Genomic DNA, 25566 nt, shown 5'->3' with positions numbered 1-25566 from the left:
CCATCGACCCCGTCCACCACCGCGCCCGCCCGCCGGGCACCTGCCGAGGAGAGAACATGACCCGTCCCATCCCCACGATCCTGGGCCTGGCCCTGACCGCCAGCCTGCTGACCGCCTGCGCCGGGACCGGTGGCGGCGGCACGAACGAGGACGACGGCGCCACCGGTGCCGCCGGCGGCGGCGCGGACGAGGAGGTCACCAGCCTGGTGTTCTGGTCCAACCACCCCGGTGGGTCCAAGGAGACCGAGGAGGAGCTCATCGCCGCCTACGAGGAGGAGACCGGGGTGAGCATCCAGCTGGTGACCGCCGGCGCCAACTACGAGGAGGTCGCCAACCGCTTCAACGCCGCCCAGGCCGGCAGCGACGTGCCCGACGTGGTCGTCGCCTCGGACGTCACCTGGTTCCCGATGATGCTCAACGACGCCATCGCGCCGCTGGACGAGCTGTGGGAGGCCGCGGACGTGGACACGAGCAGCTACGTCGACTCGCTGCGTGAGGACTACGTCTTCGAGGACCAGCACTACGCCGTCCCCTACGCCCGCTCGACCCCCCTCTTCTACTACAACAAGGACATGTGGGAGGCGGCGGGACTGCCGGACCGCGGCCCCGAGACGTGGGAGGAGTTCGCCGGGTGGGCGACCGACCTGCGTGAGGCCAACCCGGGTATGCCGGCCCTCACCATCCCCGACGGCTCCAACTACCTCGACTGGTACTTCCAGGGCATGATCTGGACCTTCGACGGCGCCTACTCGCAGGAGTGGGACACCTCGGTCCTCACCTCGGAGGGGTCGATCGCCGCCGGGGAGTTCCTCCAGGAGCAGGTCGAGTCCGGCAACTTCGTCATCGCGACCGACCCGAACAGCGACTTCGCCGCCGGTCAGGCGGCAGCCCTGCTCCAGTCGACCGGCTCGCTCGGCGGCCTGGTCGAGACCGCCACCTTCGACTTCGGCACCGCCTTCCTCCCCGGCCCGCAGCCGGGCGTGACCACCGGTGGCGCCGGCCTGGCGGTCTCCAACAACATCTCCGAGGCCCGCAAGGCGGCCGCGGCCGAGTTCGTCGACTGGTACACCAACACCGCGAACACGGTGACCTTCAGCCAGGCCACGGGGTACGTGCCCGTCCGCAAGGACGCCATCGACACCGAGGAGGTCCAGGGCTACCTCGAGGAGAACCCCAACTTCGAGACCGCGCTGGAGCAGCTGCCCAACACCCAGTCCCAGGACTACGCGCGCGTCTTCGTCCCCGGCGGTGGTGCCCGCATCGGTGCCGCCCTGGACCGGATCACCACCGGTGGCGAGGACGTGACGGAGGTCTTCACCGAGCTGGCCCAGGAGCTGCAGCAGGTCGTGGAGCGGGACGTCGAGCCCGAGCTGCGCTGACCGATGGCCAGCGTCAGTTACGAGCAGGCGACCCGGACCTTCCCGGGCGCGGACCGTCCGGCGGTCGACGCTCTCGACCTGCAGATCGAGGACGGTGAGTTCGTCGTCCTCGTCGGTCCGTCGGGGTGCGGCAAGTCGACCTCGCTGCGCATGCTCGCCGGCCTGGAGCCGGTGACCTCCGGGCGCCTGCTCATCGACGACGAGGACGTCACCCGCGTGCGCGCCCGGGACAGGGACGTGGCCATGGTCTTCCAGAGCTACGCCCTCTACCCGAACATGACGGCCGCCGAGAACATGGCGTTCGCCCTGCGCAACACCGGGACCCCGAAGGCCGAGATCCGGGAGCGGGTGGCGGAGGCGGCGCGCATCCTGCAGCTGGAGGACCTGCTGGACCGCAAGCCGGCCAAGATGTCCGGCGGTCAGCGCCAGCGGGTGGCCATGGGCCGGGCGATCGTGCGCCAGCCCAAGGTCTTCTGCATGGATGAGCCGCTGTCCAACCTGGACGCCAAGCTGCGGGTGTCGACCCGTGGCCAGATCGCGGAACTGCAGCGCCGGCTCGGCACGACGACCGTCTACGTCACCCACGACCAGACGGAGGCGATGACCATGGGCGACCGGGTCTGCGTGCTGCGGGACGGCGTCCTGCAGCAGGTGGGCTCACCGACCGAGCTCTACGAGCGGCCGGTCAACGCCTTCGTGGCCGGCTTCATCGGCTCACCGGCGATCAACTTCCTCGACGGGGTGCAGGTGCGCGAGCGCCGCGCGCTGCTGGCCCCGGGCCTGGACATCCCGCTGCGCCCGACCGAGGTCGCCTCGCCGGTCACGGTCGGGCTGCGACCGGAGGGTTTCGACGTCGTCGGGACCGGGGGCTCGCCCGGCCGGGACGAGCTGGTCGTCGTCGTCGACCGGCTGGAGCGGCTGGGGTCGGAGACCTTCGTCTTCGGCACGCCGGAGGTGTCGGAGGGTGTGTCCGTCCGCGGGGACCACCTCGTGGTGCGCCTGGACAAGCGGGAGCAGATCTCGCAGGGCGACCGGCTCCGGCTGCGCGTCCACCCGGAGGAGGAGCTGGTCTTCGACGCCGAGGGCGTCCGGGTGCCGCACGAGTAGGAGCGAGCTCGCCGACCCGGGCGACGTAGCCGGTGACGTCCGTCGTCGCCCGGGGACGGCCTCAGGCCGTGCTGTCGACGCGGATCATCGTCGCGATCATCGTGGCGCAGTGGGTCTGCTCCCCGTCCGCCACGGCGTAGACGTCGCCGTGGCAGACGGTGATCGTGCGGCCCGCGCGGAGCACCCTGCCCTCGGCGCGAAGGAACTCGCCCCGGGCGGGCGCCAGGAAGTTGGTCTTGAACTCCACCGACAGGACCTCCGACCCCTCGGGCATGAGGGTGAGGGCGGCGTAGCCGCAGGCGGAGTCCACCAGGGTTGTCGCGACGCCGGCGTGGAAGTACCCGTGCTGCTGGGTCAGCCCCTCGTGGTAGGGGACCGCGATGTCGACCTGGCCGGGCAGGACCCGGGTGAGGTCGGCACCGAGGGTCCGCATGATGCCCTGACGCTCGAAGGACGCGCGGACCAGCGCGTCGAACTGCGGGTGGTGGGGACGCTGGGGGCTCACGGTGCTCCTTCGACGGTGGTGTCTGCCGGGCCCTCAGCGCCGCAGGCGCAGGCCCTGGGGTGCGGTGTGGAAGCCGGCCTCCACCAGCGCCGCGGCCAGGGGGGAGCCTGCCCCCAGGGCTCCCGCGCCGTCGATCTTGCTGATCGTCAGCCCGGCGAGCGACCCAGACCGCACGGCTCCCGCCAGCGTGTGGGCGACCGTCGTCCACACCTGGTGCCCGTCCTGCGGCTCGGGCACGGGGAAGGTCAGGGCGGTGCGGCCGCCGCGCTCGAGGTAGAGGGCCAGGGCCCCGTCGACCAGGGCGACCATCGAACCGGCCTTGCGCCCCGGCCGGTGCGCGCCACCGGTGTCGGGCGCGCCACGGGCGGGGTCACGGTCCGGGTCGCCCTCGCCCGGGCCCCGCTCCGGCCAGGGCACGCTCGCCCCGTAGGGGTTGGCAGGGTCGGTCGCGGCCAGGAGGACCACCTCGGGGTCCTGGCCGTCCTGGTCCCGGGCCTGGCCGTCCAGGGCGCGGAGACGGTCGATCGCCCCGGCGGAGCCGAACTGCGCCGCGCCGAGACCCTCCACGACATACCCCCGCCGGACGCGGCCCGCCTCCTCGGCGCCGGCCAGGACCCGGTAGACCCCGGCATACCCGCCGGCGATGCCCTCGGCGACCACGGAGCCGCGGGTCAGCACGCCGTAGCGGTCGAGCAGCTGCTCGGCCGTGGCCAGGGCGCGGACCGTCGGGTCGGTCTCCACCGGCGGCAGGAGCGACCAGCGCCCGACCGTGCTCGGGGGGCCCGACCGCAGCGGGAGGGCAGGCCGGGCCGCCCGCTGCGACAGCGCCACCGAGGACCGGGACCACCGGGACGAGCGCGTCGGGCTCCGGCGCGCGCGGTGGGCCGTCCGGCCGCCCCCGAGCAGGGCCCGGACCGGGGCGAAGGTGTCGGCCGTGACGCGCCCGCCCCAGACCAGCTGCCACAGGGCGGCGGTGAGCCCCGGGTCGTCGGTGGAGCCCACGGCGTCGGACAGCGACCGGAACTGGTAGGCCCGCCGGGGACCCGCTCGAGCAGCTCGAGCAGCGGCGCCCCGGGACCCTCCTCCACCGGCTCCGGCCCGGCCAGGGTGAGGTGCGCCGCGTCGGCCAGGTGGAGCGAGACCCATCCGTCGTCACCGGGCATGCTGCCGTGGCCCTGCCAGAGCACCTCCCCGGCCGTCATCAGCTCGTCCAGCAGCGCGGGGGTGTAGTCACGGACCCGGGCGGGCAGCACGAGGGACTCCAGCGCGGAGGCGGGCAGCCGTGCCCCGGCGAGCTGCTCGACCGCGCGCAGCACACCGTCACCGCCCCGCAGCTGCTGCTCGGTCCCCACCGCCGGACCCGAGCCCGGTCGCCGCCTGCCACCGGGGGAGGAAGCGGGCGTACGTGCGCTGGGGCACCGGCTCGACCTCCTGACGCAGGGCGGCGAGGGACCGGCGACGCAGCAGCCGCAGGACCTCGGCGTCGCACAGGTCGTCGTGCCCGGTGCCGTGCGGCACCAGCGCACCCTCGGCGAGCCGGCCCGAGGAGACGAGGCGCCGCGCGGCGTCCCGCACCACCGCGGCCCCCAGACCCAGCCGGCCGGCCAGCTCGGCCAGAGTGAACGGCGTGTGGGTGCGGGCATAACGGACCACGAGATCGCCCAGCGGGTCGTCCACCGGCTCCAGGTAGGTGGCCGGGATCCCCACCGGGATCGCGGTGCCCAGGGCGTCGCGCAGCCGGGCGGCGTCCTGGGCGTCGGCCCACCGCTGCTCCCCGGCCACCCTCACCTCGATGACCCTGCGGGCCGCCGCGAGCTCGGCGAGCCAGCCGGCGACCGACCCGCGCACCTCCTCCTGCGCACGGGCCAGGATCTCCGGGGTGCTGAGCGGGCCCAGCACCCGCAGCAGGTCCAGGACGTCCTGCTGGTCGCGCGCCGCCCGCTCGGGGGTCAGCCGCTGCAGCTCCGCCTCCGTCCGGGCCACGACCTGCGGGTCGAGCAGGTCGCGCAGCGCGGCTCCCTCGCCCCGTCCGAGGAGCTCGGCGAGCAGGGCCGGGTCGAGGGAGAGGGCGGCCGCCCGCCGCTCCGCCAGCGGGGAGTCGCCCTCGTAGAGGAACTGGGCGATGTAGCCCATGAGCAGAGAGCGGGCGAAGGGTGAGGGGCTCTGGCTGGCGACGGTGACGACCTGGACCTCCCGGGCGGCGATGCGCCGCATGAGGTCGGTCAGGGCCGCCACGTCGTAGACGTCCTGGACGACCTCCCGGACGGCCTCCAGCACGATCGGGAAGGTGGGGTAGCGCGAGGCGACCTCCAGCAGCTGCGCCGAGCGCTGGCGCTGCTGCCACAGGGGCTGCGTCGCCCCGGGTTGCGCCGGGGCAGGAGCAGCGCCCTCGCCGCGCACTCCCGGAAGCGGGAGGCGAACAGCGCCGACCCGCCGATCTCCTGGGTCACCAGGTCGGCGACCTCGTCCGGGTCGAGGGTGAGCAGCTCGGCCACCTCGGCGTCGAGCCGCGCGCCCTGCGACCGCTCGTTCCCGCCCTCGTCGTCCCAGCCACCCAGGTCGGGCAGGCGCAGGACGATCCCGTCGTCGGCGGCCAGAGCCTGGACGTCGGTGCCGTACCGCTCGCGGGCCCGTGCGGCCAGGCACAGCGCCCACGGCCCGTGCACCGGGCGACCCCAGGGGGAGTGGACGACCACGCGCCAGTCCCCGATCTCGTCGCGGAAACGCTCGACCACGACCGTCCGGTCGGAAGGGACGTGCCCGCCGGTGTGCTGGGCCTGCTCCTCCAGGTAGGTCACGAGGTTGTCGGCGGCCCACGCGTCCAGACCCCGCCCGGGCCCGGTGAGCGCGGCGAGCGCCTCCGCGCGGGGGAGGGCCGCCGTCTCCCGGACGAAGGCGCCGACCGCGGCGCCCAGCTCGGCCGGTCGTCCCTGGGCCTCGCCCTTCCAGAAGGGCAGCCGCCCGATCTGGCCCGGTGCGGGCGTCACCAGCACCTGGTCGTGGGTGATGTCCTCGATCCGCCAGCTCGTCGTGCCCAGGGTGAAGACGTCGCCGACGCGGGACTCGTAGACCATCTCCTCGTCGAGCTCGCCGACGCGCCGGCCCGGCCCGTCCCCGGTGGCGAGCATGACGGCATACAGCCCCCGGTCGGGGATGGTGCCGCCGGAAGTGACGGCCAGCAACTGGGCGCCGCGGCGCGCGGTGAGCGTGTCGGTGAGACGGTCCCACTCGATCCGGGGGCGCAGGTCGGCGAAGTCCTCACCCGGGTACCGTCCGGCCAGCATGTCGAGCACGGCCTCCAGCAGCGGTCGGGGGAGGGCGGCGTAGGGGGCCGAGCGGCGCACGAGGTCGTGGAGGTCGGCGACGGTCCAGTCGTCCATGGCGACCATCGCCACGACCTGCTGGGCGAGGACGTCGAGCGGGTTCGCCGGCACGTGGAGCGACTCGATCATCCCGGCGCGCATCCGGTCGACGACGACGGCGGTCTGCACGAGGTCGGCGCGGTGGGTGGGGAAGAAGACACCGTGGCTGACCGCCCCCACCTGGTGCCCGGCGCGCCCGACGCGCTGCAGCCCCGAGGCGACGCTGGGCGGGCTGGAGACCTGGACGACGAGGTCGACGGCACCCATGTCGATGCCGAGCTCGAGGCTGCTGGTCGCCACCACGGCCGGCAGCTGGCCGGTCTTGAGCGCGTCCTCGATCACGGCGCGCTGCTCCTTGCTCACCGAGCCGTGGTGGGCCCGGGCCAGGGCCGGGGGCGCGCCCTGGCTCGCCCCGGACTGCGCCATGACCTGGGCGGCCGGACGCTCCGCGGGCCCCGGGGTATGCGGTCCGCCGGGGCCGTCCCCGGCGTCCTCCTCCGGCGGGGCCTGGCGCTCGGCCCACTCCTCGTTGAGCCGGGAGGTGAACCGCTCCGCCACCCGACGGGAGTTGGTGAAGACCAGCGTGGAGGTCTGCTGCTCCACCAGGTCGACCACCCGTCGCTCGATGTGCGGCCAGATGGAGGCGCGCTCCTCGGGGTCCTGGGCCGGGGCCCAGACGTCGCCGCCACCGTCGCCGTCGAGGTCGGGCAGGACGGGGCCGCGACCGGGTGGCTCGGCGGGGTGGTCGGTGCTGTCGGCACCGACCACCCACCGGTCCGCGGCTGCCGCCCCGACCCCGCCGGCCCCGTCGGGCCCGCCCGAGACCGTGCGGCGCTGCGCCGGGCTGCTGCCAGGGACCGTGGGACGCTCGGTGGCACCCGGGTCGGACATGTCGGGGATCGGGACGGCGACCCGGAGGTCCCACTCCTTGGTGGACGCCGGTTGCACCGTGGTGACCGGACGACCGCCGGTCAGGTAGCGCGCCACCTCCTCCACCGGACGCACGGTGGCCGACAGGCCGATGCGCTGGGCCGGTCGGTCCAGCAGCGCGTCCAGCCGGTCCAGGGTGAGCGCCAGGTGCGCGCCGCGCTTGGTGCCCGCGACGGCGTGGACCTCGTCCACGATGACCGACTCGACGCCGCTGAGGGCCTCGCGGGCCTGCGAGGTGAGCAGGAGGAAGAGCGACTCGGGGGTCGTGATGAGGATCTCGGCGCCGTCACGGGCGAAGGCGCGGCGGTCCGCGGCGGGGGTGTCTCCGGAGCGCACCGCCACCGAGACCGACGGCGCGGGCAGGCCCAGGCGCGTGGCGGCGTGCGCGATGCCGACCAGGGGTGATCGCAGGTTGCGCTCGACGTCCACGGCCAGCGCCTTCAGCGGGGAGACGTAGAGGACCCGGCACCGGGCGGCGCGGCCGCCACCATCAGCCGTGCCCGCCGTGCCCGCAGCGGGCCTGCGCCCGTCGGACCTGCGCCCGTCGGACCTGCGCTCGCCGGACCTGGGCCTGGCGGGCCGTGACGCGGCGGGCGCGGGCGGGTCGGTGACGATCCGGTCGATCGCCCATAGGAAGGCGGACAGCGTCTTGCCCGACCCCGTCGGAGCCACGACCAGCGTGTGGTCACCCCGGCTGATCGCGGACCAGGCGCCGACCTGGGCGGTGGTGGGCTCGCGGAAGGAGGCGTCGAACCAGGCCCGGGTCGCCGGCGAGAACCGGTCGAGGACCGTCGACGGGGCCGGAGCGGTGTGCGCTGAGGTCACGGGCACACTCTGTCACCCGGCGGTGACAGACGTCCCGGTCGACAGCACCGCCGGGCAGCGTCCCCGGCCGGCTCCGGCGAGGAGGGGCCGGCGGCTCAGTCGCGGTCGGCGCGCTGAGGGACCAGACGACGCCGGGTGGTGGTGTCGACCCGGTTGCCGTGGGCCCCGGTCACCGGCGGCACCGGCGGCGGTTGGGCCTCGCGCAGCTCGTGGTGCAGCGTGCGGTGCGGAGGACGCCACATCTTGAGGAAGACCAGCAGCTTCTGCCACCAGGCGAGGTCCGGACGAGTGCTCACGATGCCTCCAGAGCGCGGATGACGGGTACTGCCCGTCATCCTCTCACGCCCGAGGCTGCCGGTCCGGCCGGGGACGGTGCCGGACGGGGCCGCTCGCGCCCGAAAACCGTTCGTGGTCCGTCGGTGGGAGGGCCTAGTGTTGCTCCTCGCCATGCGCGACTTCCCCCCCACCGTCACCGCCTGGACCCCTGGGTCCGGGCCGCTCGACGAGCCCGACACCCGCTCACCCAGCCGGCACCTGCTGTGGCTGCTGGGCCGCCAGGCGGACCTGGTCGTCATCGGCTGCCTGTGCAGCCTGGCCTGGATGCTGCCGACCGCCCTCACCCCGTGGGTCCTGGGACGGGCGATCGACGAGGGGATCCTGCCGCGCGACACCGGGCAGATCGCCCTGTGGAGCGGGGTGCTGCTGCTCGTCACCCTGATCGGTGCCGGCAGCGGCGTGTTCTACCACACCGTCGTCGTCCGGTCCTGGCTCGTGGCCGCCTACGGACAGACCCGGCTGGTCACCCACAAGGCGGCCGCCCTGGGGCACGTGCTGCCGCGGCGGGCGCCCACCGGGGAGGTCCTGTCGGTCAACGGGGGTGACGGCGAGCAGTTCGGCCACTTCGTCGAGATCGTCTCCCGCACCGTGGGCAACCTGGTGGCCTACCTGGTCGTCGCGGCGATCGTGCTGCAGATCTCGGTGCCGCTCGGGCTGGTCGTGCTCCTCGTCGCCCCGCTGCTCGTCCTGCTCTCGAGCGTCCTGCTGCGCCCCCTCACCGCAGCCCAGACGCGGGAGCGCTCGCGCGACTCCGAGCTGACCTCGCTGGCCACCGACATCGTGGCCGGGCTGCGCATCCTCCGCGGGATCGGGGGCGAGCGCATCTTCGGCGACAACTACGCCGGCCAGAGCCAGCGGGTCCGCCGCGCCGGGGTGCAGGCAGGCGGCTGGGCGGCCTTCGTCGAGGCGGTGGGCGTGCTGCTCTCCGGGCTGTTCGTCGTCGCCCTCATGGCGATGGGCGTGGAGCAGGTGCGCCAGGGCGGGCCGCGCATCGGTGAGCTGGTGACCTTCCTCGGCTACGCCCTCTTTCTCGTGCAGCCGATCCGCGTGGTCTTCGAGTCCTTCCAGCAGATCACCCGGTCGGTCGTCTCGGCCCGCAAGACGATCGGGGTGCTCGGCACGCCCGACCCCTGGCCGCAGCCCGAGCCCCGGCCCACCACCGACCTGCTGCTCCTGGCCGCGGGCGACCTCGTCGACGACGCCTCCGGGCTGCGCGTGCGGGCCGGGCGGCTCACGATGGTCGTCAGTGCCGTCCCGGACGACTCGGCCGCGCTCGCCGACCGGCTCGGGCGCTACCTCCCCGCGGGCGACACGCTGCCCGACGACGAGAGCGACGACGAGGCCAGCGGGCGGACCGCCCGCCGCGCCCAGCTCGCCCGTGACCGCGCCCGCCGGGAGCTGGCCGCCCGCGACCGGGCCCGGGCCGGCGGGTCCTGGGGCGTGACGCTGGGCGGCGTCGATCTCGCCGACCTCCCGCTGGAGCAGACCCGGCAGCTGATCCTGGTGAGCGACACCGCGGCGCACGTCTTCGCCGGCACCCTCCAGGAGGCCGTCGACCCGCACGGGCGGCTGACCCGCGAGGAGGCCGAGGCGGCCCTGCACGCGGCGGCGGCGGAGGACGTCTACGACATCCTCCCGGGCGGGTGGCAGGGCGTCCTCGATGAGCGTGGACGCGGGCTGTCCGGCGGCCAGCGCCAGCGACTGGTGCTGACCCGGGCGCTGTCCGCCCGGGCCCCCGTCCTCGTGCTCGTGGAGCCCACCTCGGCCGTGGACGCGCACACCGAGGCCCGCATCGCCGACCGGCTGCCCGCCCACCGCCGCGGCCGGACCACCGTGGTCATGACCGCCTCGCCGCTGCTGCTGCACCACGCCGACGAGGTCGCCTACCTCGTGGACGGACGCGTCGCCGCGACCGGCACCCACGACCAGCTCGTGGCCACCCACGCCGGCTACCGGTCCACCGTGCTGCGCGGCGACGACGACGGCCCTGACGACATACCCCCTGCCCCGCACGACCTGCACCCGGAGGAGGTGAGGACATGAGCTCGCTGGATGAGCGGCTGCGCGCCGACTCGGCGCGCACCTGGAGCCAGGAGCCGCAGCGGCCCCCGGCCGTCCCCGTGGCCCTCCGGCCGCCGGCACCCGGCTCGGTGACCCGGCGTGAGCGCCACCGGCTGCTGTGGGAGCGGCACTCGCTGCGCCGGCAGCGTGCGGAGGACCACCTCGCCGAGGCGCTCGACCCCCGGCGGGGTCTTCCGGTCGCAAGCAGCCGCACGGTCCTCGACTACCTGCGCGGGCTGCTGCGCCGGCGCGCGGGCCTGGTCCTCACCGTGACCCTGGCCAACGCGCTCGCGGCGGCCGCCGGGCTGGCCGTGCCGCTGCTGCTGGGTCGTCTCGTGGACACCATGGTGGAGTCCTCCGGCCGACCCGTCCCGGGGACGATCACGACGTTCGTGCTGGTCGTCACCGGGGTGCTGGTGGCGCAGGCGGTCCTGACCTTCCTCGCCAAGTGGCTCGCGGCCGTCCTGGGCCACGGGGTGCTCGCCGAGGCCCGTGAGCACGTGGTGCGGGCCGTCCTCCGGCTGCCCCTGGGCCGGGTGGAGTCGGCCAGCACCGGCGACCTGGTCACCCGGGTCACCCGCGACGTCAGCTCGATGAGCGGTGCGGTGCGCTGGGCCCTCCCCGAGTTCATCATCGGGATCGTCACCGTGCTGCTCACGGTGGTCGCGATGGTGCTCAACTCGTGGGCGCTGGCCGTCCCCACGGTGCTCACCGCCTCGCTGTCGCTGCTGCAGGTGCGCCGCTACCTGCAGCAGGCACCGGCCGCCTACCTGCTCGAGGGCGCGACCTACTCCCGGATCAACTCCACCCTCACCGAGACGGTGGAGGGGGTGCGCACCGTCGAGGCCTACGGCCTGCAGGAGCGGCGCCGCCGGGCCGGGGCGGACGACATCGAGGTGTCGGCCCAGGCCGAGCGCTACGGGCTCTTCCTGCGCAACATCCTGTTCGCGGTGATGGACATGGCCTTCTCCATGCCGCGGGTCATCACCCTGGTCCTCGGGGCCCTCCTCTACGTCCAGGGCCAGGTCACGCTGGGGCAGCTGACGGCCGCGATGCTCTACATCGAGACCTTCTACGGCCCCTTCGACCGGCTGATCGGCACGATCGACCGGCTCCAGGTCGGCATCGCCTCGACCACCCGGTTGCTGGGGATCGCCGAGGTGCCCGCCGACCGCGTGGCCGGCACCGCCGAGCCGTCCGGCTCCGAGCTGGTGGGGCGCGACCTTCGCTACGCCTACCGGGAGGGCCACGACGTCCTGCACGGTGTGGACCTCGCGCTGCGGCCGGGGGAGCGGCTGGCGGTCGTCGGTCCCTCCGGGTCCGGCAAGTCCACGCTCGGCCGGCTGCTGTCCGGGATCCACGGACCGCGGGCCGGGTCGGTGACCCTGGGCGGCGTCGAGCTGGTCGAGCTGCCCCTGGAGCGGCTGCGCGCCGAGGTCGCCCTCGTCACCCAGGAGCACCACGTCTTCCGCGGCAGTGTCCGCGACAACGTCGAGCTCGCCCGGGAGGGCTCGGGCGAGGAGTCGGTATGGCGTGCCCTGGCGACGGTCGACGCCGACGCCTGGGTGCGGGCCCTGCCGCGCGGCCTGGACACGGTGCTCGGCTCCGGGCACCACCAGCTGACCCCTGCGCAGGCGCAGCAGGTGGCGCTCGCCCGCCTCATCCTGGCCGACCCCCACACCCTGGTCCTGGACGAGGCGACCTCGCTCATCGACCCGCGCACCGCCCGGCACCTGGAGGGCTCGATGAGCGCGCTGCTCACCGGCAGGACGGTGGTGGCGATCGCGCACCGGCTGCACACCGCCCACGACGCCGACCGGATCGCGGTCGTGCAGGACGGCCGCATCGTCGAGCTCGGGAGCCACGAGGAGCTGCTGGCCGCCGACGGGGAGTACGCCGCCCTGTGGCGGGCGTGGACGAGCTGAGACCGGCCGGGCCGTCGGGCGGGCGGCCCGGCCCGGCGTCCCGCTAGGTCGGGTCGGCGGCCGTCGGCTCGGCGGTGGCCGGCTCGATCTGGGTGACGTTGGCCGGCTGGTCGGTCGCCAGCTCCCCAGGGTGCGCGGACGCAGGCGGTCGTTGGCGCGCTGGCGCAGCCGGGGGGGGACAGGCCCTGCTGCCGGTTGTAACCCTCGACGATGGCCCGCCGCAGCTCCCGGGCGGTGACCTGCGGGTCGTCGTCGTCGTGCACGATCGTGTCGACCAGGCCCTGGGCCCGCAGGTCGGTCGCCGAGGCCTTCATCGTCTCCAGGGTCATCGCGACCTGCTCGACGCTCGGGTTGGACTCGTTGTAGAGGATCGTCGCCGTCGACCGGGGCTCGGAGACGAAGCCGAGCGCCGAGTCGAGCATGATCGTCTCCCGGCCGAAGGGGGTGGTGGCCAGGCCACCGCCCGAGCCCATCGCCCCGGTGATGACCGAGATGGTCGGGTAGGGGTGCGACGCGGCCCGCTTGATCGACTGGGCGATCGCCCGGGACTGTCCGCGCCGCTCGGCCGCCATGGTGGGCAGCGCGCCCAGGGTGTCGGTGAAGAAGACGATCGGCAGCTCCCAGCGCTCCGCGGCGTCCATGAGGCGCACGGCGTACTCGAAGTCCTCGGGGCTCGGGTTGGGCGGCCGCTTGCCGACGTAGCCGGAGGACACCTTGTAGGACGGCTGGTCGCCGATGGCGATGAAGGAGTGGTCCCCGATCGTGGCGAGCGCGCCGATGATGTTGGGGTAGACCTTGTCCTGCTCGAACTGGACGTGGTTGTAGAGGGGCACGGCGTGGTCGAAGACGTGCTGGAGGAAGAACTCGGTGTCCAGCCGGCCCGACCCGGCGGCGATCTCGTTGTAGCGCGCCATGAGCGCCTCGCGGGTCGAGGGCTGGCCCTTGTCCCGCCGGTCCCGCGCCACCTGGATCGTCTCCCGGACCTCCTGGTGGTCCCACAGGGCGGCGGAGAAGCCCTCCGGTCCCACCGTCACCGGGCGCGACCCGGGCTCCAGCGCCGTGCGGCCCCCGGGCCGGGCCCGGTCGCGGAGGCGGGAGTGGGAGCGGCCGGAGGCGAAGACCCGGGACAGCAGGACCATCAGCTCGTCCACGTCCTTGACGAGGACGTCGATGTTGCGGTCCAGCAGGTTCGCCTCGGCGCTCTGCAGGCCCTTGGGGACCTCACGGCCCTCGAAGGTCTCGATGACCCGGCGGCCCGCGAAGCCGTAGTCCGTCCCCTCAAGGGCGATGATGAGGTCGGCGACCGGCACGGCGCTGGCCGACATCCCGCCCCAGACCTGCCCCGCGAGGACGGAGATGTAGGGCCGGTTGGTCGTGTGCTGGAACTTGTTGGCCGCCGCCGCCATGCGCTGCATCTGCACCAGGCCCAGGACGTTCTCGTGCTGCCGGACGCCGGAGGAGGCCCCCATGCTCACCAGCGGGAGGCGCTCCCGCTCGGCCAGCTCGGCGGCCTGGACGAACTTCTCGCCCGCCACCTCGCCCAACGAGCCCGCGAAGAAGGCCCAGTCCACGACATACACGACCGCGCGCTCCCCGTGGAAGTGCCCGATGCCGAACTTCGCGGACTCGGTGGAGCCGGAGCGGTCCTCGGCGTTGCGGAGCTTGTCGGTGTACCGCTCGATCCGGTCGCCGACACGCCGCTGGAGGCCGACGAGGTCGTCGACGACGCGCAGGTGGCCGTAGCGCTCCTGCAGACCGACGGCCTCGACGAAGGCCGAGATGCAGCGGGTGGGGTTCAGCCCGGGGCGGCCCTCGTAGAGGTCGGCGACCGTGCGCGTCTGGACGGGGCGCCGGTCGACGAGGTCGGTGGTGACCCCGCCGTCACCGGTGACGTAGTCGGCGTACGGGTCGAGGGTCAGGTCCTCGTCGTCGGGTCCGGACTCGGTCATGGCGGGAACGGTAGCAGCGGATGCGGGGAGGTCCGGGCACGGGCGGCGGCCGGCCCGGCCCGGGGTGCCATCATGGCTGCTCGTGATGGCAGTGCTCCAGGGCTTCTCGCTCATCGCGGTCGTCGTGGGTGTCGGCTGGCTGGTGGCGCACGTCGGGCTCTTCGGGCCCGCCGAGCAGAAGATGCTGGGCACGCTGACCTTCCGGGTGGGCTCGCCGGCCCTGCTCTTCCTCGTCGTCGCCGACGCCGACGTGGCGGTGGTCTTCTCCGGCTTCCTGGTCGCGAGCCTCGCGGCGGTGGTGGTGACGGCGGCCGGCTACCTGCTCCTGGCCCGGCTGGTCTGGAGGCGCGACTGGACGCACTCGCTCATGGGCGGGATGAGCGTCAGCTACGTCAACAGCAACAACCTCGGCGTCCCGATCGCGATCTACGTGCTGGGCGACGCGGGCTGGGCCGCCCCCATCCTGCTGCTGCAGCTGGTCCTGCTCCAGCCCGTCTGGCTGGCGGCGCTGGACGCCAGCGGGGGCGGGCGCGTCTCGTTGGGACGGGTGCTGCGCTCGCCCCTGACCAACCCGCTCACCGTCGGGACCCTGCTGGGCCTGGCGGTCAACCTCGCCGGCCTGCCGCTGCCCCCGCTGGTGCGGGACCCGGTCGAGACCATCGGCGGGCTGGCCATCCCCTGCATGCTCATCGCCTTCGGCATCTCCCTGCGGTTGTCACCGGTGCCGGGACGGGCCGGAGGGCGGGGCGAGCTGCTCGCCACGGCGGCGCTCAAGCTCCTGCTCATGCCGGCGGTCGCCGTGCTGGTGGCCGGGCCGGTGCTCGGGCTGAGCGACCGGGAGGTCCTGGCCGCGGGCGTCCTGGCCGCGCTGCCGACGGCGCAGAACGTCTTCATCCTCGCGGTCGCCTACGGGCGGGGCGTCCAGGTGGCGAGGGAGGCGGTCTTCGTCACCACCGCCCTGGCGATGCCGGCGATGCTCGCCGTGGTGGTCCTGCTCACCTGATGACCTAGCCTGGGACGATGCGGGTGAGTGAGTTCTGGGCGCTGATGGAGCAGGAGTTCGGGCGGGGGTATGCCGCCGTCGTCGCCTCCACCCAGTCGCTCGGCTCGCTGCAGGGGCGCACGGCCGACCAGGCGATCGAGGACGGGGAGCGCGTGCGGGTGGTGTGGGAGGCGGTCTGCCGCGACATGCCGGTCCCGCCCGAGCACCACCACCTGCAGCACCACCGGGCCTGACCTCGACAGGACAGACCCGCGCGGGGCGGGCAGACTCGCCGCATGACCGACCACCCCAGCGCAGCCCCCGACCTCACCGAGGACGAGCAGGCCCTTGTCAAGCGGTCCGCCTTCGGCGCGATCGCGCTCGTCTCGCGTGCCGACCCCGGCTTCTTCTCGATGTTCAAGGAGTCCATGGCCGGCTCCCGTGCCTTCGCCGCCGCCCCGGCCGGCGTGCAGGAGCTGCTCCGTGGCGGCGGGTTCCCCACCCCGCCGACCGGCAGCCCGGAGCAGATCGAGGCGGCCACCGTCGAGGACCTCAGGCAGGCCGTGCAGGTCCTGGAGGCCAAGGACCCCGAGCACGTGCAGGGTTTCCGGGACGTCGTGCTGGCCGCCGCCGACCAGGTCGCCTCGGCCTCGGACGGCGTCGCCCCCGAGGAGCAGGCCGTGATCGACACGATCCGGCAGGCGCTCGCCGGTGGTGGGCCGGCGGCAGCCTCCGCCGAGGCGCCCCAGCTTCCCGGGCCGGACGGCCCCTCGCAGCCCGGGCCGCTCGGCTGAGCAGGGGCTCCGCCCTCGCCCTGCGGGCTCAGACCAGGCCGCGCTCCAGCATGACCTCGGCGATCTGCACGGCGTTGAGCGCCGCGCCCTTGCGCAGGTTGTCGTTGCTGACGAACATCACCAGGCCGCGCCCGTCCGGGACCGAACGGTCGACCCGGATCCGTCCGACGAAGGACGGGTCGCGCCCGGCCGCGTCCAGGGGGGTGGGCAGGTCGACCACCTCGACCCCGGGAGCCTCCCGCAGCAGCGCGGTGGCGCGCTCCGGCGTGATCGGGGAGCCGAACTCCGCGTGCACCGCCAGGCTGTGCCCGCTGAAGACCGGCACCCGGACGCACGTGCCCGAGACCGCCAGCCCCGGTATGCCGAGGATCTTGCGCGACTCCTGCCGCAGCTTGACCTCCTCGGAGGTCTCCCCGTCGTCCACCAGGTCGCCGGCCAGCGCCACGACGTTGAAGGCGATCGGCGCGACGTAGGCCGACGGGGCGGGCATCGCGACCGCGTGCCCGTCGTGGGTGAGGGCCTCGACGGGCACCTCCCCGCCGAGGGCGGCCCGCGCCTGGTCGGCCAGCTCGCTGACCCCGGCCAGGCCCGACCCCGAGACGGCCTGGTAGGTCGCGATCCGCAGCCGCTCCAGCCCGGCCTCCTCGTGCAGGGGCCGCAGCACCGGCATGGCGGCCATCGTGGTGCAGTTGGGGTTGGCGACGATCCGCGGGCCGCCCTCGCGCACCGCGAGACCGAGGTCGTCGGGGTTGACGTCGCTGACCACGAGCGGCACCCGGTCGTCGGTGCGCCAGGCGGAGGAGTTGTCGATCACGACGGCCCCGGCCTCGGCGAACCGGGTCGCGTGCTCCCGGCTGGCCGCGCCGCCGGCGGAGAAGAGGGCCACCTCGATGCCGGTGAGGTCCGCGGTCCCGACGTCCTCGACCACGACCTGGCGGGGCTCGTCATACCCGGGGGCACCGTGCGCCGATCCCTCCCAGGCCAGCTCGGTGCCCGCCGAGCGGGCGGACGCGAGGTAGCGGACCGAGGCCACCGGGAAGTCGCGCTCGGCGAGCAGACGCCGCAGCACGGCCCCCACCTGACCGGTGGCCCCCACGACCGCGACGTGCACCTGGCGCTGCTGCCCCGTCATGCCGCTCACCGCCCCGTCCCGCCGTAGACGACGGCCTCGTCCTCGGCGTCCAGGTCGAACGCGGTGTGCACCGCACGCACGGCGTCCTCGAGGTCGGCCTGGTCGCAGATGACCGAGATCCGGATCTCGGAGGTGCTGATCATCTCGATGTTGACCCCGGCCTCGGCCAGCGCCGAGAAGAGGCGCGCCGCGACGGAGGGGTTGGAGCGCATGCCGGCCCCCACGAGGGAGAGCTTGCCGACGTGGCTGGTGAACAGGACGTCGTCGAAGCCCATCTCGCCCTGCAGCTCCCGGACGGCGGCCACCGCGGCCAGGCCGTCGGACTCGGGGAGGGTGAAGGAGATGTCCGAGGTCTCGGCGTTGGAGGTCGAGACGTTCTGGACGATCATGTCGATCGAGACCCCGGCACGGGACACGGCGCCGACCACGGCCGCCGCGGCGCCGGGACGGTCGGGTATGCCGACCGCCGTCACCTTGCCCAGATGACGGTCGTGGGCGATGCCCGAGATGATGGGTTCTTCCATGGTGTCCTCCGTGAGGGGTCGGCCGACCAGGATCCAGGTGCCCTCCTGGTCGGAGAAGCTGCTGCGGACGTGGAGCGGTACGTGGAACCGGCGGGCGTACTCCACAGCGCGCAGGTGCAGGATCTTGGCCCCGTGGGCCGCCATCTCGAGAGTCTCCTCGATGGTCAGCCGGGTGACCCGGCGGGCGCTGGGGACGATGCGCGGGTCGGCGGTGTAGAGCCCGTCGACGTCGGTGTAGATCTCGCACACGTCCGCTCCGAGGGCCGCGGCCAGGGCCACGGCCGTGGTGTCGGAGCCGCCCCGCCCCAGGGTGGTGATGTCGTCGTCGGTGGAGATGCCCTGGAAGCCGGCCACGATCGCGACCGCCCCGTCCTCCAGCGTCCCGCGGACCCGGTCGGGCTGCACGTCCAGGAGGCGGGCCCGGCCGTGGGCGGTGTCCGTGCGCATCCCGGCCTGCGCGCCGGTGTAGCTCTTGGCGGGGACCCCGAGCTGCTGGATGGCCATCGCCAGCAGCGCCATGGAGATGCGCTCGCCGGCCGAGAGCAGCATGTCCATCTCCCGCTGCGGCGGCGTCCCGGGGGCGATCTGGGATGCGAGGTCCAGCAGGTCGTCGGTCGTGTCACCCATGGCGGACACCACGACCGCGACCCGATGACCGGCGCGGTGGGCGGCGACCACCCGCTGGGCGACGCGGCGCATCGCCTCGGCGTCGCTGACGGAGGAACCGCCGAACTTCATCACGAGCAGGGCCATGAGACTTCCTTGCCGGAGGTGCAGGGGAAGGGAAGACGTCGGCGTCGGGTCCCGTGGAAGATCAGTCTAGGGGCCGGCGCCGACGCCCGGGCCGCCGGTGCTCGGAGGATGACAGCGCCGAGCCGGCGACGACCGCGGTGGCGACGACCTCGCCCACCCCGATCCGGGCCTGTGACGAAGAAGGGCCGGGTAGCCCGTGAGCCAGAAGGCGGCGAGGAGCAGCGGGCCCAGCGCGGGCCGGAGGCGAGGCCCTGCCGGGGCGGTTGACGTGGGTGCCTCACCCCGCGGACTAGGCTCGCGGACATGGATGACGAGGACCGGATCGCGCTGCTCATCGACTACGAGAACCTCGCGCTCGGCTCGCGGGACCACCTGGGGGTCCCCTTCGACCTGCGGCCGGTCGCCGACGCCCTGGCCGAGCGCGGGCGCGTGGTCACCCGCCGGGCCTACGCCGACTGGTCGTACTTCGACGAGGACAGGCGCATGCTCACCCGCAACCACGTCGAGCTCATCGAGATGACCCAGCGGATGGGGGCCTCGCGCAAGAACGCGGCGGACATCAAGATGGCGGTCGACGCCATCGAGCTGGCCTACGAGCGGGACTACCTCACCACCTTCGCGATCTGCACCGGGGACAGTGACTTCACCCCGCTGGTGCACAAGCTGCGCGAGCTCAACAAGCGGGTCATCGGCTTCGGGGTGCGGGACTCGACCTCCACGATGCTGCCGCCGGCGTGCGACGAGTTCCTCTACTACGACGACCTCGACGGCGTCGTGCCGGCCGAGGAGAGCGGCGGACCCGCGGCCCGCGGCCGCTCGCGCAAGGGGGGTCGGGGCGGTTCGGCCAAGGAGGGCACCGGCGCGCGGACGACCGACGGCCAGGGCGACCAGCGGCCGGGCGGCGCGCGGTCCGGGCCGGAGGCCGTCGTGCCGGAGAGCGAGGAGGACCAGGGTCGGGAGCCGGAGCAGGAGCAGCCGGCCCTGGACGTCCTGGTCGCCCAGACGGTCTCGGGCCTGCAGCGCAGCTCCGGAGGAGCGGTGACCGCCTCCGTCCTCAAGCGGACCCTGCTGCGCAAGGACTCCACCTTCTCCGAGGCGGCGCACGGCTTCCGGGCCTTCGGCGAGCTGCTGCAGCACCTCGCGGACCGAGGCATCATCGAGCTGACCGAGGGTCCCGCCAAGGGTGATCCGGAGGTGACCCTCCCCGAGGGGGAGCGGCCCGGGGCGTTCTCGCTGCTGCGGTCGACGGTCGAGGACCTGGACGAGGACGGCCAGGGCGTCGCGCTGTCAGGCCTGAAGGACCAGCTCCGGCAGCGCCGCGAGGGCTTCTCGGAGAAGTCCCTCGGCTACGGCTCGTTCCTGCAGTTCGTGCGGGGCGCGGCCGCCCAGGGTGTCGTGCGTCTGGAGCGGGTGGAGGGCGGGTACCTCGTCCACGCCGAGGAGTGAGCGGGTCAGCGGGTCCGTTCACCTGTCCACTCCTGCGCCGCGGCGTGTCGCCGAAGACTCGTACACAGGTGCGAGTATCCTGCTCACAGGTGTCCTCGTCCCGACCTGGTTGTCCACAGGTAGGGGTGTGTCGGCCGGGTCTGTCGGTCCGGGCATCTAGCGTCTGACCGGACGGCGGTGAAGCGCCCCTCGCACCCGAGGGGGACGGCGCCAGCAGGCCGGTCGCAGGTAGGCGCGCTCACCCACGAGACCAAGGAGCAGGGCACATGGCACACACCACCACGAGGAACCCGCAGGCGGCGGGCAACGACAAGCTGCGGGCGCTCGACACCGTCATGGCGCAGATCGAGAAGCAGCACGGCAAGGGCTCGGTGATGCGCCTGGGTGACGAGGAGCGTCCTCCCATCCAGATCATCCCCACCGGCTCCATCGCCCTCGACGTCGCCCTCGGGGTCGGAGGACTGCCCCGCGGGCGGGTCGTGGAGATCTACGGCCCGGAGTCCAGCGGCAAGACCACGGTCGCGCTGCACGCGGTGGCCAACGCCCAGAAGGCCGGCGGCATCGCCGCCTTCATCGACGCCGAGCACGCGCTCGACCCGGAGTACGCGAAGAAGCTCGGGGTCGACACCGACGCCCTGCTGGTGAGCCAGCCCGACACCGGTGAGCAGGCGCTGGAGATCGCCGACATGCTGATCCGCTCCGGTGCCCTGGACATCATCGTCATCGACTCCGTGGCCGCGCTGGTGCCCCGCGCCGAGATCGAGGGCGAGATGGGTGACAGCCACGTGGGTCTGCAGGCGCGGCTCATGAGCCAGGCGCTGCGCAAGATCACCGGTGCCCTCAGCTCGACCGGCACGACCGCGATCTTCATCAACCAGCTGCGCGAGAAGATCGGCGTGATGTTCGGCTCCCCGGAGACGACGACCGGTGGCAAGGCGCTGAAGTTCTACGCCTCGGTCCGTATCGACGTCCGCCGCATCGAGACGCTCAAGGACGGCACCGACGCGGTCGGCAACCGCACCCGCGCCAAGATCGTCAAGAACAAGGTGTCCCCGCCGTTCAAGCAGGCCGAGTTCGACATCCTCTACGGCCAGGGCATCTCGCGGGAGGGGGGCCTCATCGACATGGGGGTCGAGCACGGCTTCGTCCGCAAGTCCGGCGCCTGGTACACCTACGAGGGCGAGCAGATGGGCCAGGGCAAGGAGAACGCCCGGCAGTTCCTCAAGGACAACCCTGACCTCGCGGACGAGATCGACCGCAAGATCAAGGAGAAGCTCGGCATCGGCGCCCGGCCGGTCGAGGCGCTCGAGGACCTCCCGGCCGGGGTCGACCCGGTCACCGGTGAGGTCTCGGTCGACTTCTGATGGCGGCGGCGGACCGCCTGTCCGCGGCCCGGGATGCCCTGGCCGAGGCCGAGGCGGCAGCGAGCCCCTCCGGGCTGCGCCCCACCCGGGAGGCGGAGCCGGACCCCCACTCGGTCGCGCGCAGGATCGTGCTGCGCCAGCTGGCGATGGGCCCCCGGACCCGTCGCCAGCTGGAGGACAAGCTGCGCGAGCGAGGGTGCGAGCCCGACGTCGCCGCCCGGGTCCTGGACCGGATGGGTGAGGTCGGGCTGGTGGACGACGAGGCGTATGCCGAGATGTTCGTGCGTTCGCGCCAGGAGACCAAGGGGTTGGCCGCAGGCGCCCTGCGTCACGAGCTCCGGCACAAAGGGGTCGCGGACGACATCGTCGACGCCGCCCTGGAGGAGATCGACCCGGAGCGGGAGAGGGAGCAGGCCAGGGCCCTGGTGGCTCGTCGGCTGAGGACGATGAGGGGCCTGGACCGTGAGGTGCAGACCCGTCGTCTCGCGGGCTTCCTGGCCCGCAAGGGCTACGGTCCCGGCGTCGCCCTCCAGGTCATCCGGGACGCGCTGGACGGGCTGCCCGAGCACGCGCGCGACTGACGCCGCGCACCGGTCAGCGGGTGCGGTGATCCCGGCCGCTCACTCCTCCTCGGAGGTTGACCGGTCCGTCGGCTCCCACTCGACCTCGGTAAGGTCGTCGAGCCCCTCGTCGCCGTCCACGAAGTGCATCGCCGACTCCTCGGGGGAGTCCCAGCTGGTGGCCCGGCCCTCCCGCGCCACCATCCGTGACTCACGGTCGGGGAAGCGTCCCTCGTCAGGGGCGATGATGCGACCCACCCGGTGGTTGGGTCCGCCGTAGTAGTCGAGCTCGGGCCGGATCGCGTCCGGGTCGTCACCGCCGATCAGGCCGTCGTCCTCCAACCCGGACTCGTTGTCCGGCGCGCCGTAGGCGGACCAGGGGTCGGGCTCCTCCTGGCGGATGCGCTGGTCGATGGTCTCCTCGTGCGACTGCTCCTCGGCGGTCACGCCGAAGGCCGTCACCCCGCGGTAGCCGTCCCCCACCCGGAAGCCCCGGTCCAGCACGTCACCCTCGCCGTCCAGGGTGTCCTCGGGCTGCAGCTGGTCCTCCGCGTCCACGCTCCACACGCCGAGGTCGTCGCCGATCGTCTCTCGGTCGGTCTGCTCACTCATGGCGTCGCTCCTTTGCTTCGCGATGGACTGCTGTCCTCACCTTACGCCTGACACCCCCCCGCCGGTGCCGAGGCCTCGACGTGTCCTGGGCGACCCACCGGCCGGCCCGGATCGTGACCGACCTGATAGTCCTTGACCCGTGACTTCTCGCGGCACCCACCTGCTGCACCTCGCCGCGGGGGACCGGGACGAGCGTCTCAACCGGCACCTCGCCTACCTGCTGGCCTGGGTCGCCGGCGTGCTCAACTCCGTCGGGTTCGTCGCCGTCGGTTTCTACACCTCCCACATGACCGGTCTGGTCGCTCTCGTCGCCGACCGGCTGGTGCTCGGCGGCCTGACCGTGGTCCTCATGGGCCTGGTCGCCATCACCTCCTTCGTCCTGGGTGCCATGGCCTGCGCGCTGCAGTTCAACTGGGCACGCCGCCGGCTGCGGCACGACCGGTTCGCGCTCGTCCTGCTCGTGGAGGCCGTGCTCGTCCTCATCGTGGGCGGGCTGGCGGAGAGCGTCACGTGGGCCCATCGCGAGTGGCTCATCGTCGCCGTGCTGGGCTTCGTCATGGGTCAGCAGAATGCCCTCATCACGAAGGTGTCGGGCGCCACGATCCGCACGACGCACGTGACCGGGATGGTCACCGACATCGGCATCGAGCTGGGCAAGATGGCCTATCCACGACGCCCCGCCGACCCTGACCCGGTCCGTGGCGACCTGCCGAAGCTGCTCATGCTCGCCACGATCGTCGGGCTCTTCTTCGTCGGCGGCGTGCTGGGCGCCCTCGGGTTCCTGGCGCTCGGCTTCCCCGTCCTGCTGGTGCCGGCCGTCCTCCTGCTCGGGGTCTCCGTGCCGCCGCTCTTCGCGGGCGGGAACCGTCCGTGGAAGCACGTACCCTAGAAGGCGCCATGAGCACCAGGACCTATGACGTACGCACCCACGGGTGCCAGATGAACGTGCACGACTCCGAGCGGCTCGCCGGGCTCCTCGAGACGGCCGGGTACGTCGACCTCGCGAGTCTCCCCGTGACCGCGCGGCCCGACGTCGCCGACGTCGTCGTGTTCAACACCTGCGCCGTGCGCGAGAACGCCGCCAACAAGCTCTACGGCAACCTCGGCCAGCTGCGTCCGGCCAAGCAGGCCAACCCCGACATGCAGATCGCCGTCGGCGGGTGCCTGGCGCAGAAGGATCGCTCGACCATCGTCGAGCGCGCCCCCTGGGTCGACGTCGTCTTCGGCACCCACAACGTCGGGTCGCTGCCCGCGCTGCTGGACCGGGCCCGGCACAACCGGGCCGCCGAGGTGGAGATCCTCGAGGCCCTGGACGTCTTCCCCTCCACCCTGCCGACCCGACGCGACTCGGCCTACTCCGCCTGGGTCTCGATCTCCGTCGGCTGCAACAACACCTGCACCTTCTGCATCGTCCCGGCCCTGCGCGGCAAGGAGAAGGACCGCCGCCCCGGAGAGATCCTCGCCGAGGTCGAGGCGCTCGTCGCCCAGGGGGTCGTGGAGATCACCCTGCTGGGGCAGAACGTCAACACCTACGGCGTCGAGTTCGGCGACCGGCTGGCCTTCGGCAGGCTGCTCCGCGCCTGCGGAGAGGTGAACGGGCTGGAGCGCGTGCGCTTCACCAGCCCCCACCCGGCGGCGTTCACCGACGACGTCATCACCGCGATGGCGCAGACGCCCAACGTCATGCCGAGCCTGCACATGCCGCTGCAGTCCGGCTCGGACCGGGTGCTGCGGGCCATGCGCCGCTCCTACCGCTCCGAGAAGTTCCTCGGAATCCTCGACCGGGTCCGCGCGCAGATCCCCGACGCGGCCATCACGACCGACCTCATCGTCGGCTTCCCGGGTGAGACCGAGGAGGACTTCCAGGCCACGCTCGACGTCGTCCGGGCCTCCCGGTTCTCCAGCGCCTTCACCTTCCAGTACTCCATCCGCCCCGGCACGCCCGCCGCGACGATGCCCGAGCAGGTCCCGAAGGCGGTCGTCCAGGAGCGTTTCGACCGCCTGCTCGCCGTGCAGGAGGAGGTCTCCTGGGCGGGCAACCGCGAGCTCGAGGGCCGCGAGGTCGAGGTGCTGGTCGCACCGGGGGAGGGCCGCAAGGACGTCGAGACCGAGCGGCTGTCGGGCCGGGCCCAGGACAACCGGCTCGTGCACTTCGCCGTGCCCGCCGGCGCGGAGCGGCCCCGCCCCGGTGACGAGGTGAGCGTCGAGGTCACCTACGGCGCCCCCCACCACCTCATCGCCGACTCCGGGGTCCGCGGAGGCACGTACGCCGTGCGCCGCACCCGGGGTGGCGACGCCTGGGCGGCCCTCCAGGACGGGGGCACCCCGGGGACCACGAGGAAGCCTGCGGTGAGCCTCGGCATACCCACGGTCGGCGCCCCCGCCCCGAGGACGACCGACGTCCCCGCGTGCGGGGTCCTGGACTGACCGGGGCGTGCCCCGCGCCACCGTCGCCGACCTGGCCGCCGCCCGTCGGGTGCTCGTCTACGGCGTGACCGGCTCGGGCAAGTCCACCGCGGCCCTCGCCCTGGGGGAGCGGCTGGGGCTGCCCGCGCACCTGGTCGACGAGGAGATCGGCTGGCTGCCCGGCTGGCGGCAGCGCGACGGCGACGAGCAGCGGGCCCTCGCCGCCCGCATCGTCGCGCGTGAGGACTGGGTCCTGGATTCCGCCTACGGGACGTTCCGGGACGTGGTGGTGCCGCGGGCGCAGGTCGTCCTGGGGCTGGACTACCCCCGCTGGCTCAGCCTGGGCCGTCTGGTGCGACGCACCGCGCGGCGGTGGGCGACCCGCGAGCGGGTCTGCAACGGCAACGTCGAGACCCTGGGCAAGGTGCTGTCCCACGACTCGGTCCTCGTGTGGCACGTCCGGTCCTACCGGCGCAAGACCGAGCAGATCCGCGGCTGGGCGGCGGACACCGACGGGGTCCCGGTGCTCGTGGTGCGCCACCCGAGGGAGCTGGACCGCGTCCTGCGCGAGCTGTCCGCGGGGTAGGCCGGTCCAGGCCTCGGGGTCGGTCCTT

The 25566-nt window shown here is 73.5% G+C and carries 18 protein-coding genes and 2 pseudogenes; 13 read left to right on the top strand and 7 right to left on the bottom strand.

All coding sequences use genetic code 11. The features are described from left to right. The first annotated feature begins 56 nt into the window (after window positions 1-56). Window positions 57-1379 carry an ABC transporter substrate-binding protein gene (locus E3Z34_RS12070; protein WP_134773801.1) on the top strand — a complete coding sequence of 441 codons (1323 nt, stop codon included), beginning with the start codon at window positions 57-59 and terminating at the stop codon, window positions 1377-1379. 3 nt (window positions 1380-1382) lie between these two features. Beyond that, a complete protein-coding gene (locus E3Z34_RS12065) occupies window positions 1383-2486 on the top strand; it encodes an ABC transporter ATP-binding protein (protein ID WP_134773800.1) in 1104 nt (367 codons plus the stop codon). A gap of 61 nt (window positions 2487-2547) precedes the next feature. Here the strand turns inward: E3Z34_RS12065 and E3Z34_RS12060 are convergent, their stop codons facing one another. The 3 genes and pseudogenes from E3Z34_RS12060 to E3Z34_RS12050 form a co-directional block, all read right to left on the bottom strand. Next, complete coding sequence (locus E3Z34_RS12060; RefSeq protein WP_202976947.1) at window positions 2548-2991, bottom strand: PaaI family thioesterase; 444 nt, start codon at window positions 2989-2991, stop codon at window positions 2548-2550. Window positions 2992-3024: 33 nt separating this feature from the next. After that, window positions 3025-8108, bottom strand: a pseudogene (locus E3Z34_RS20310) (Lhr family ATP-dependent helicase). A 95-nt stretch (window positions 8109-8203) separates the two neighbouring features. After that, entirely contained in the window at window positions 8204-8404 is a 201-nt protein-coding gene (locus E3Z34_RS12050) for a hypothetical protein (protein WP_134773799.1), read from the bottom strand. Window positions 8405-8555: 151 nt separating this feature from the next. Between E3Z34_RS12050 and E3Z34_RS12045 the strand changes: the two genes are divergently transcribed. Next, the gene (locus E3Z34_RS12045; protein WP_134773798.1) at window positions 8556-10487 is read left to right on the top strand and encodes an ABC transporter transmembrane domain-containing protein; all 1932 of its coding nucleotides are present in this window, start codon (window positions 8556-8558) and stop codon (window positions 10485-10487) included. Continuing rightward, entirely contained in the window at window positions 10484-12430 is a 1947-nt protein-coding gene (locus E3Z34_RS19035; RefSeq protein WP_238695147.1) for an ABC transporter ATP-binding protein, read from the top strand. The genes E3Z34_RS12045 and E3Z34_RS19035 overlap by 4 nt, the downstream gene beginning before the upstream one ends. 251 nt (window positions 12431-12681) lie before the next feature. Here E3Z34_RS19035 and E3Z34_RS19030 read toward each other — a convergent pair. Further along, window positions 12682-14379: pseudogene (locus E3Z34_RS19030) on the bottom strand (carboxyl transferase domain-containing protein); the annotation flags it as partial. Window positions 14380-14464: 85 nt separating this feature from the next. On the opposite strand from E3Z34_RS19030, the gene E3Z34_RS12030 reads away from it, so the two are divergent. Genes E3Z34_RS12030 through E3Z34_RS12020 form a run of 3 tightly spaced genes read left to right on the top strand, consistent with a single transcriptional unit; the run spans window position 14465 to window position 16155 of the window. Beyond that, window positions 14465-15382, top strand: coding sequence for an AEC family transporter (locus E3Z34_RS12030; protein WP_238695495.1), 918 nt, complete (start codon window positions 14465-14467; stop codon window positions 15380-15382). Between the two features lie 17 nt (window positions 15383-15399). Continuing rightward, a complete protein-coding gene (locus tag E3Z34_RS12025; protein ID WP_134773795.1) occupies window positions 15400-15615 on the top strand; it encodes a DUF3046 domain-containing protein in 216 nt (71 codons plus the stop codon). A 42-nt stretch (window positions 15616-15657) separates the two neighbouring features. Beyond that, entirely contained in the window at window positions 15658-16155 is a 498-nt protein-coding gene (locus E3Z34_RS12020) for a cyclin family protein (protein ID WP_134773794.1), read from the top strand. Between the two features lie 28 nt (window positions 16156-16183). Here the strand turns inward: E3Z34_RS12020 and E3Z34_RS12015 are convergent, their stop codons facing one another. Together E3Z34_RS12015 and E3Z34_RS12010 are read right to left on the bottom strand one after the other, a co-directional pair. Further along, window positions 16184-17287, bottom strand: a complete 1104-nt coding sequence (locus E3Z34_RS12015; protein WP_134774881.1) for an aspartate-semialdehyde dehydrogenase — start codon at window positions 17285-17287, stop codon at window positions 16184-16186. 5 nt (window positions 17288-17292) lie between these two features. Further along, entirely contained in the window at window positions 17293-18564 is a 1272-nt protein-coding gene (locus E3Z34_RS12010; RefSeq protein WP_134773793.1) for an aspartate kinase, read from the bottom strand. A 303-nt stretch (window positions 18565-18867) separates the two neighbouring features. Between E3Z34_RS12010 and E3Z34_RS12005 the strand changes: the two genes are divergently transcribed. The 3 genes from E3Z34_RS12005 to E3Z34_RS11995 all read left to right on the top strand — a co-directional run bounded on the left by E3Z34_RS12005 (window position 18868) and on the right by E3Z34_RS11995 (window position 21955). Continuing rightward, window positions 18868-20010 carry an NYN domain-containing protein gene (locus E3Z34_RS12005; RefSeq protein WP_134773792.1) on the top strand — a complete coding sequence of 381 codons (1143 nt, stop codon included), beginning with the start codon at window positions 18868-18870 and terminating at the stop codon, window positions 20008-20010. A 266-nt stretch (window positions 20011-20276) separates the two neighbouring features. Then, window positions 20277-21374, top strand: a complete 1098-nt coding sequence (gene recA, locus E3Z34_RS12000; RefSeq protein ID WP_134773791.1) for a recombinase RecA — start codon at window positions 20277-20279, stop codon at window positions 21372-21374. Beyond that, window positions 21374-21955 carry a regulatory protein RecX gene (locus E3Z34_RS11995; protein ID WP_134773790.1) on the top strand — a complete coding sequence of 194 codons (582 nt, stop codon included), beginning with the start codon at window positions 21374-21376 and terminating at the stop codon, window positions 21953-21955. The genes recA and E3Z34_RS11995 overlap by 1 nt, the downstream gene beginning before the upstream one ends. Window positions 21956-21994: 39 nt before the next feature. On the opposite strand, the gene E3Z34_RS11990 is transcribed toward E3Z34_RS11995, so the two are convergent. Next, window positions 21995-22546, bottom strand: a complete 552-nt coding sequence (locus tag E3Z34_RS11990) for a DUF5709 domain-containing protein (RefSeq protein ID WP_194092410.1) — start codon at window positions 22544-22546, stop codon at window positions 21995-21997. A gap of 139 nt (window positions 22547-22685) precedes the next feature. On the opposite strand from E3Z34_RS11990, the gene E3Z34_RS11985 reads away from it, so the two are divergent. From E3Z34_RS11985 to E3Z34_RS11975, 3 genes are read left to right on the top strand one after another with little or no spacing between them, the layout of a single operon-like run. Continuing rightward, window positions 22686-23435 (top strand): YoaK family protein, encoded by a 750-nt coding sequence (locus tag E3Z34_RS11985; protein WP_134773789.1) that lies wholly within the window; start codon window positions 22686-22688, stop codon window positions 23433-23435. 8 nt (window positions 23436-23443) lie between these two features. After that, window positions 23444-24973, top strand: a complete 1530-nt coding sequence (gene miaB / locus E3Z34_RS11980; protein ID WP_134773788.1) for a tRNA (N6-isopentenyl adenosine(37)-C2)-methylthiotransferase MiaB — start codon at window positions 23444-23446, stop codon at window positions 24971-24973. A 7-nt stretch (window positions 24974-24980) separates the two neighbouring features. Continuing rightward, window positions 24981-25538 carry a P-loop NTPase family protein gene (locus E3Z34_RS11975; RefSeq protein WP_134773787.1) on the top strand — a complete coding sequence of 186 codons (558 nt, stop codon included), beginning with the start codon at window positions 24981-24983 and terminating at the stop codon, window positions 25536-25538. Window positions 25539-25566: the final 28 nt, after the last annotated feature.

Origin of the sequence: Ornithinimicrobium flavum (assembly GCF_004526345.1) — a bacterium.
GTDB classification, from domain to species: Bacteria; Actinomycetota; Actinomycetes; order Actinomycetales; family Dermatophilaceae; genus Ornithinicoccus; species Ornithinicoccus flavus.
This window is presented reverse-complemented; position numbering and strand designations above follow the sequence as displayed.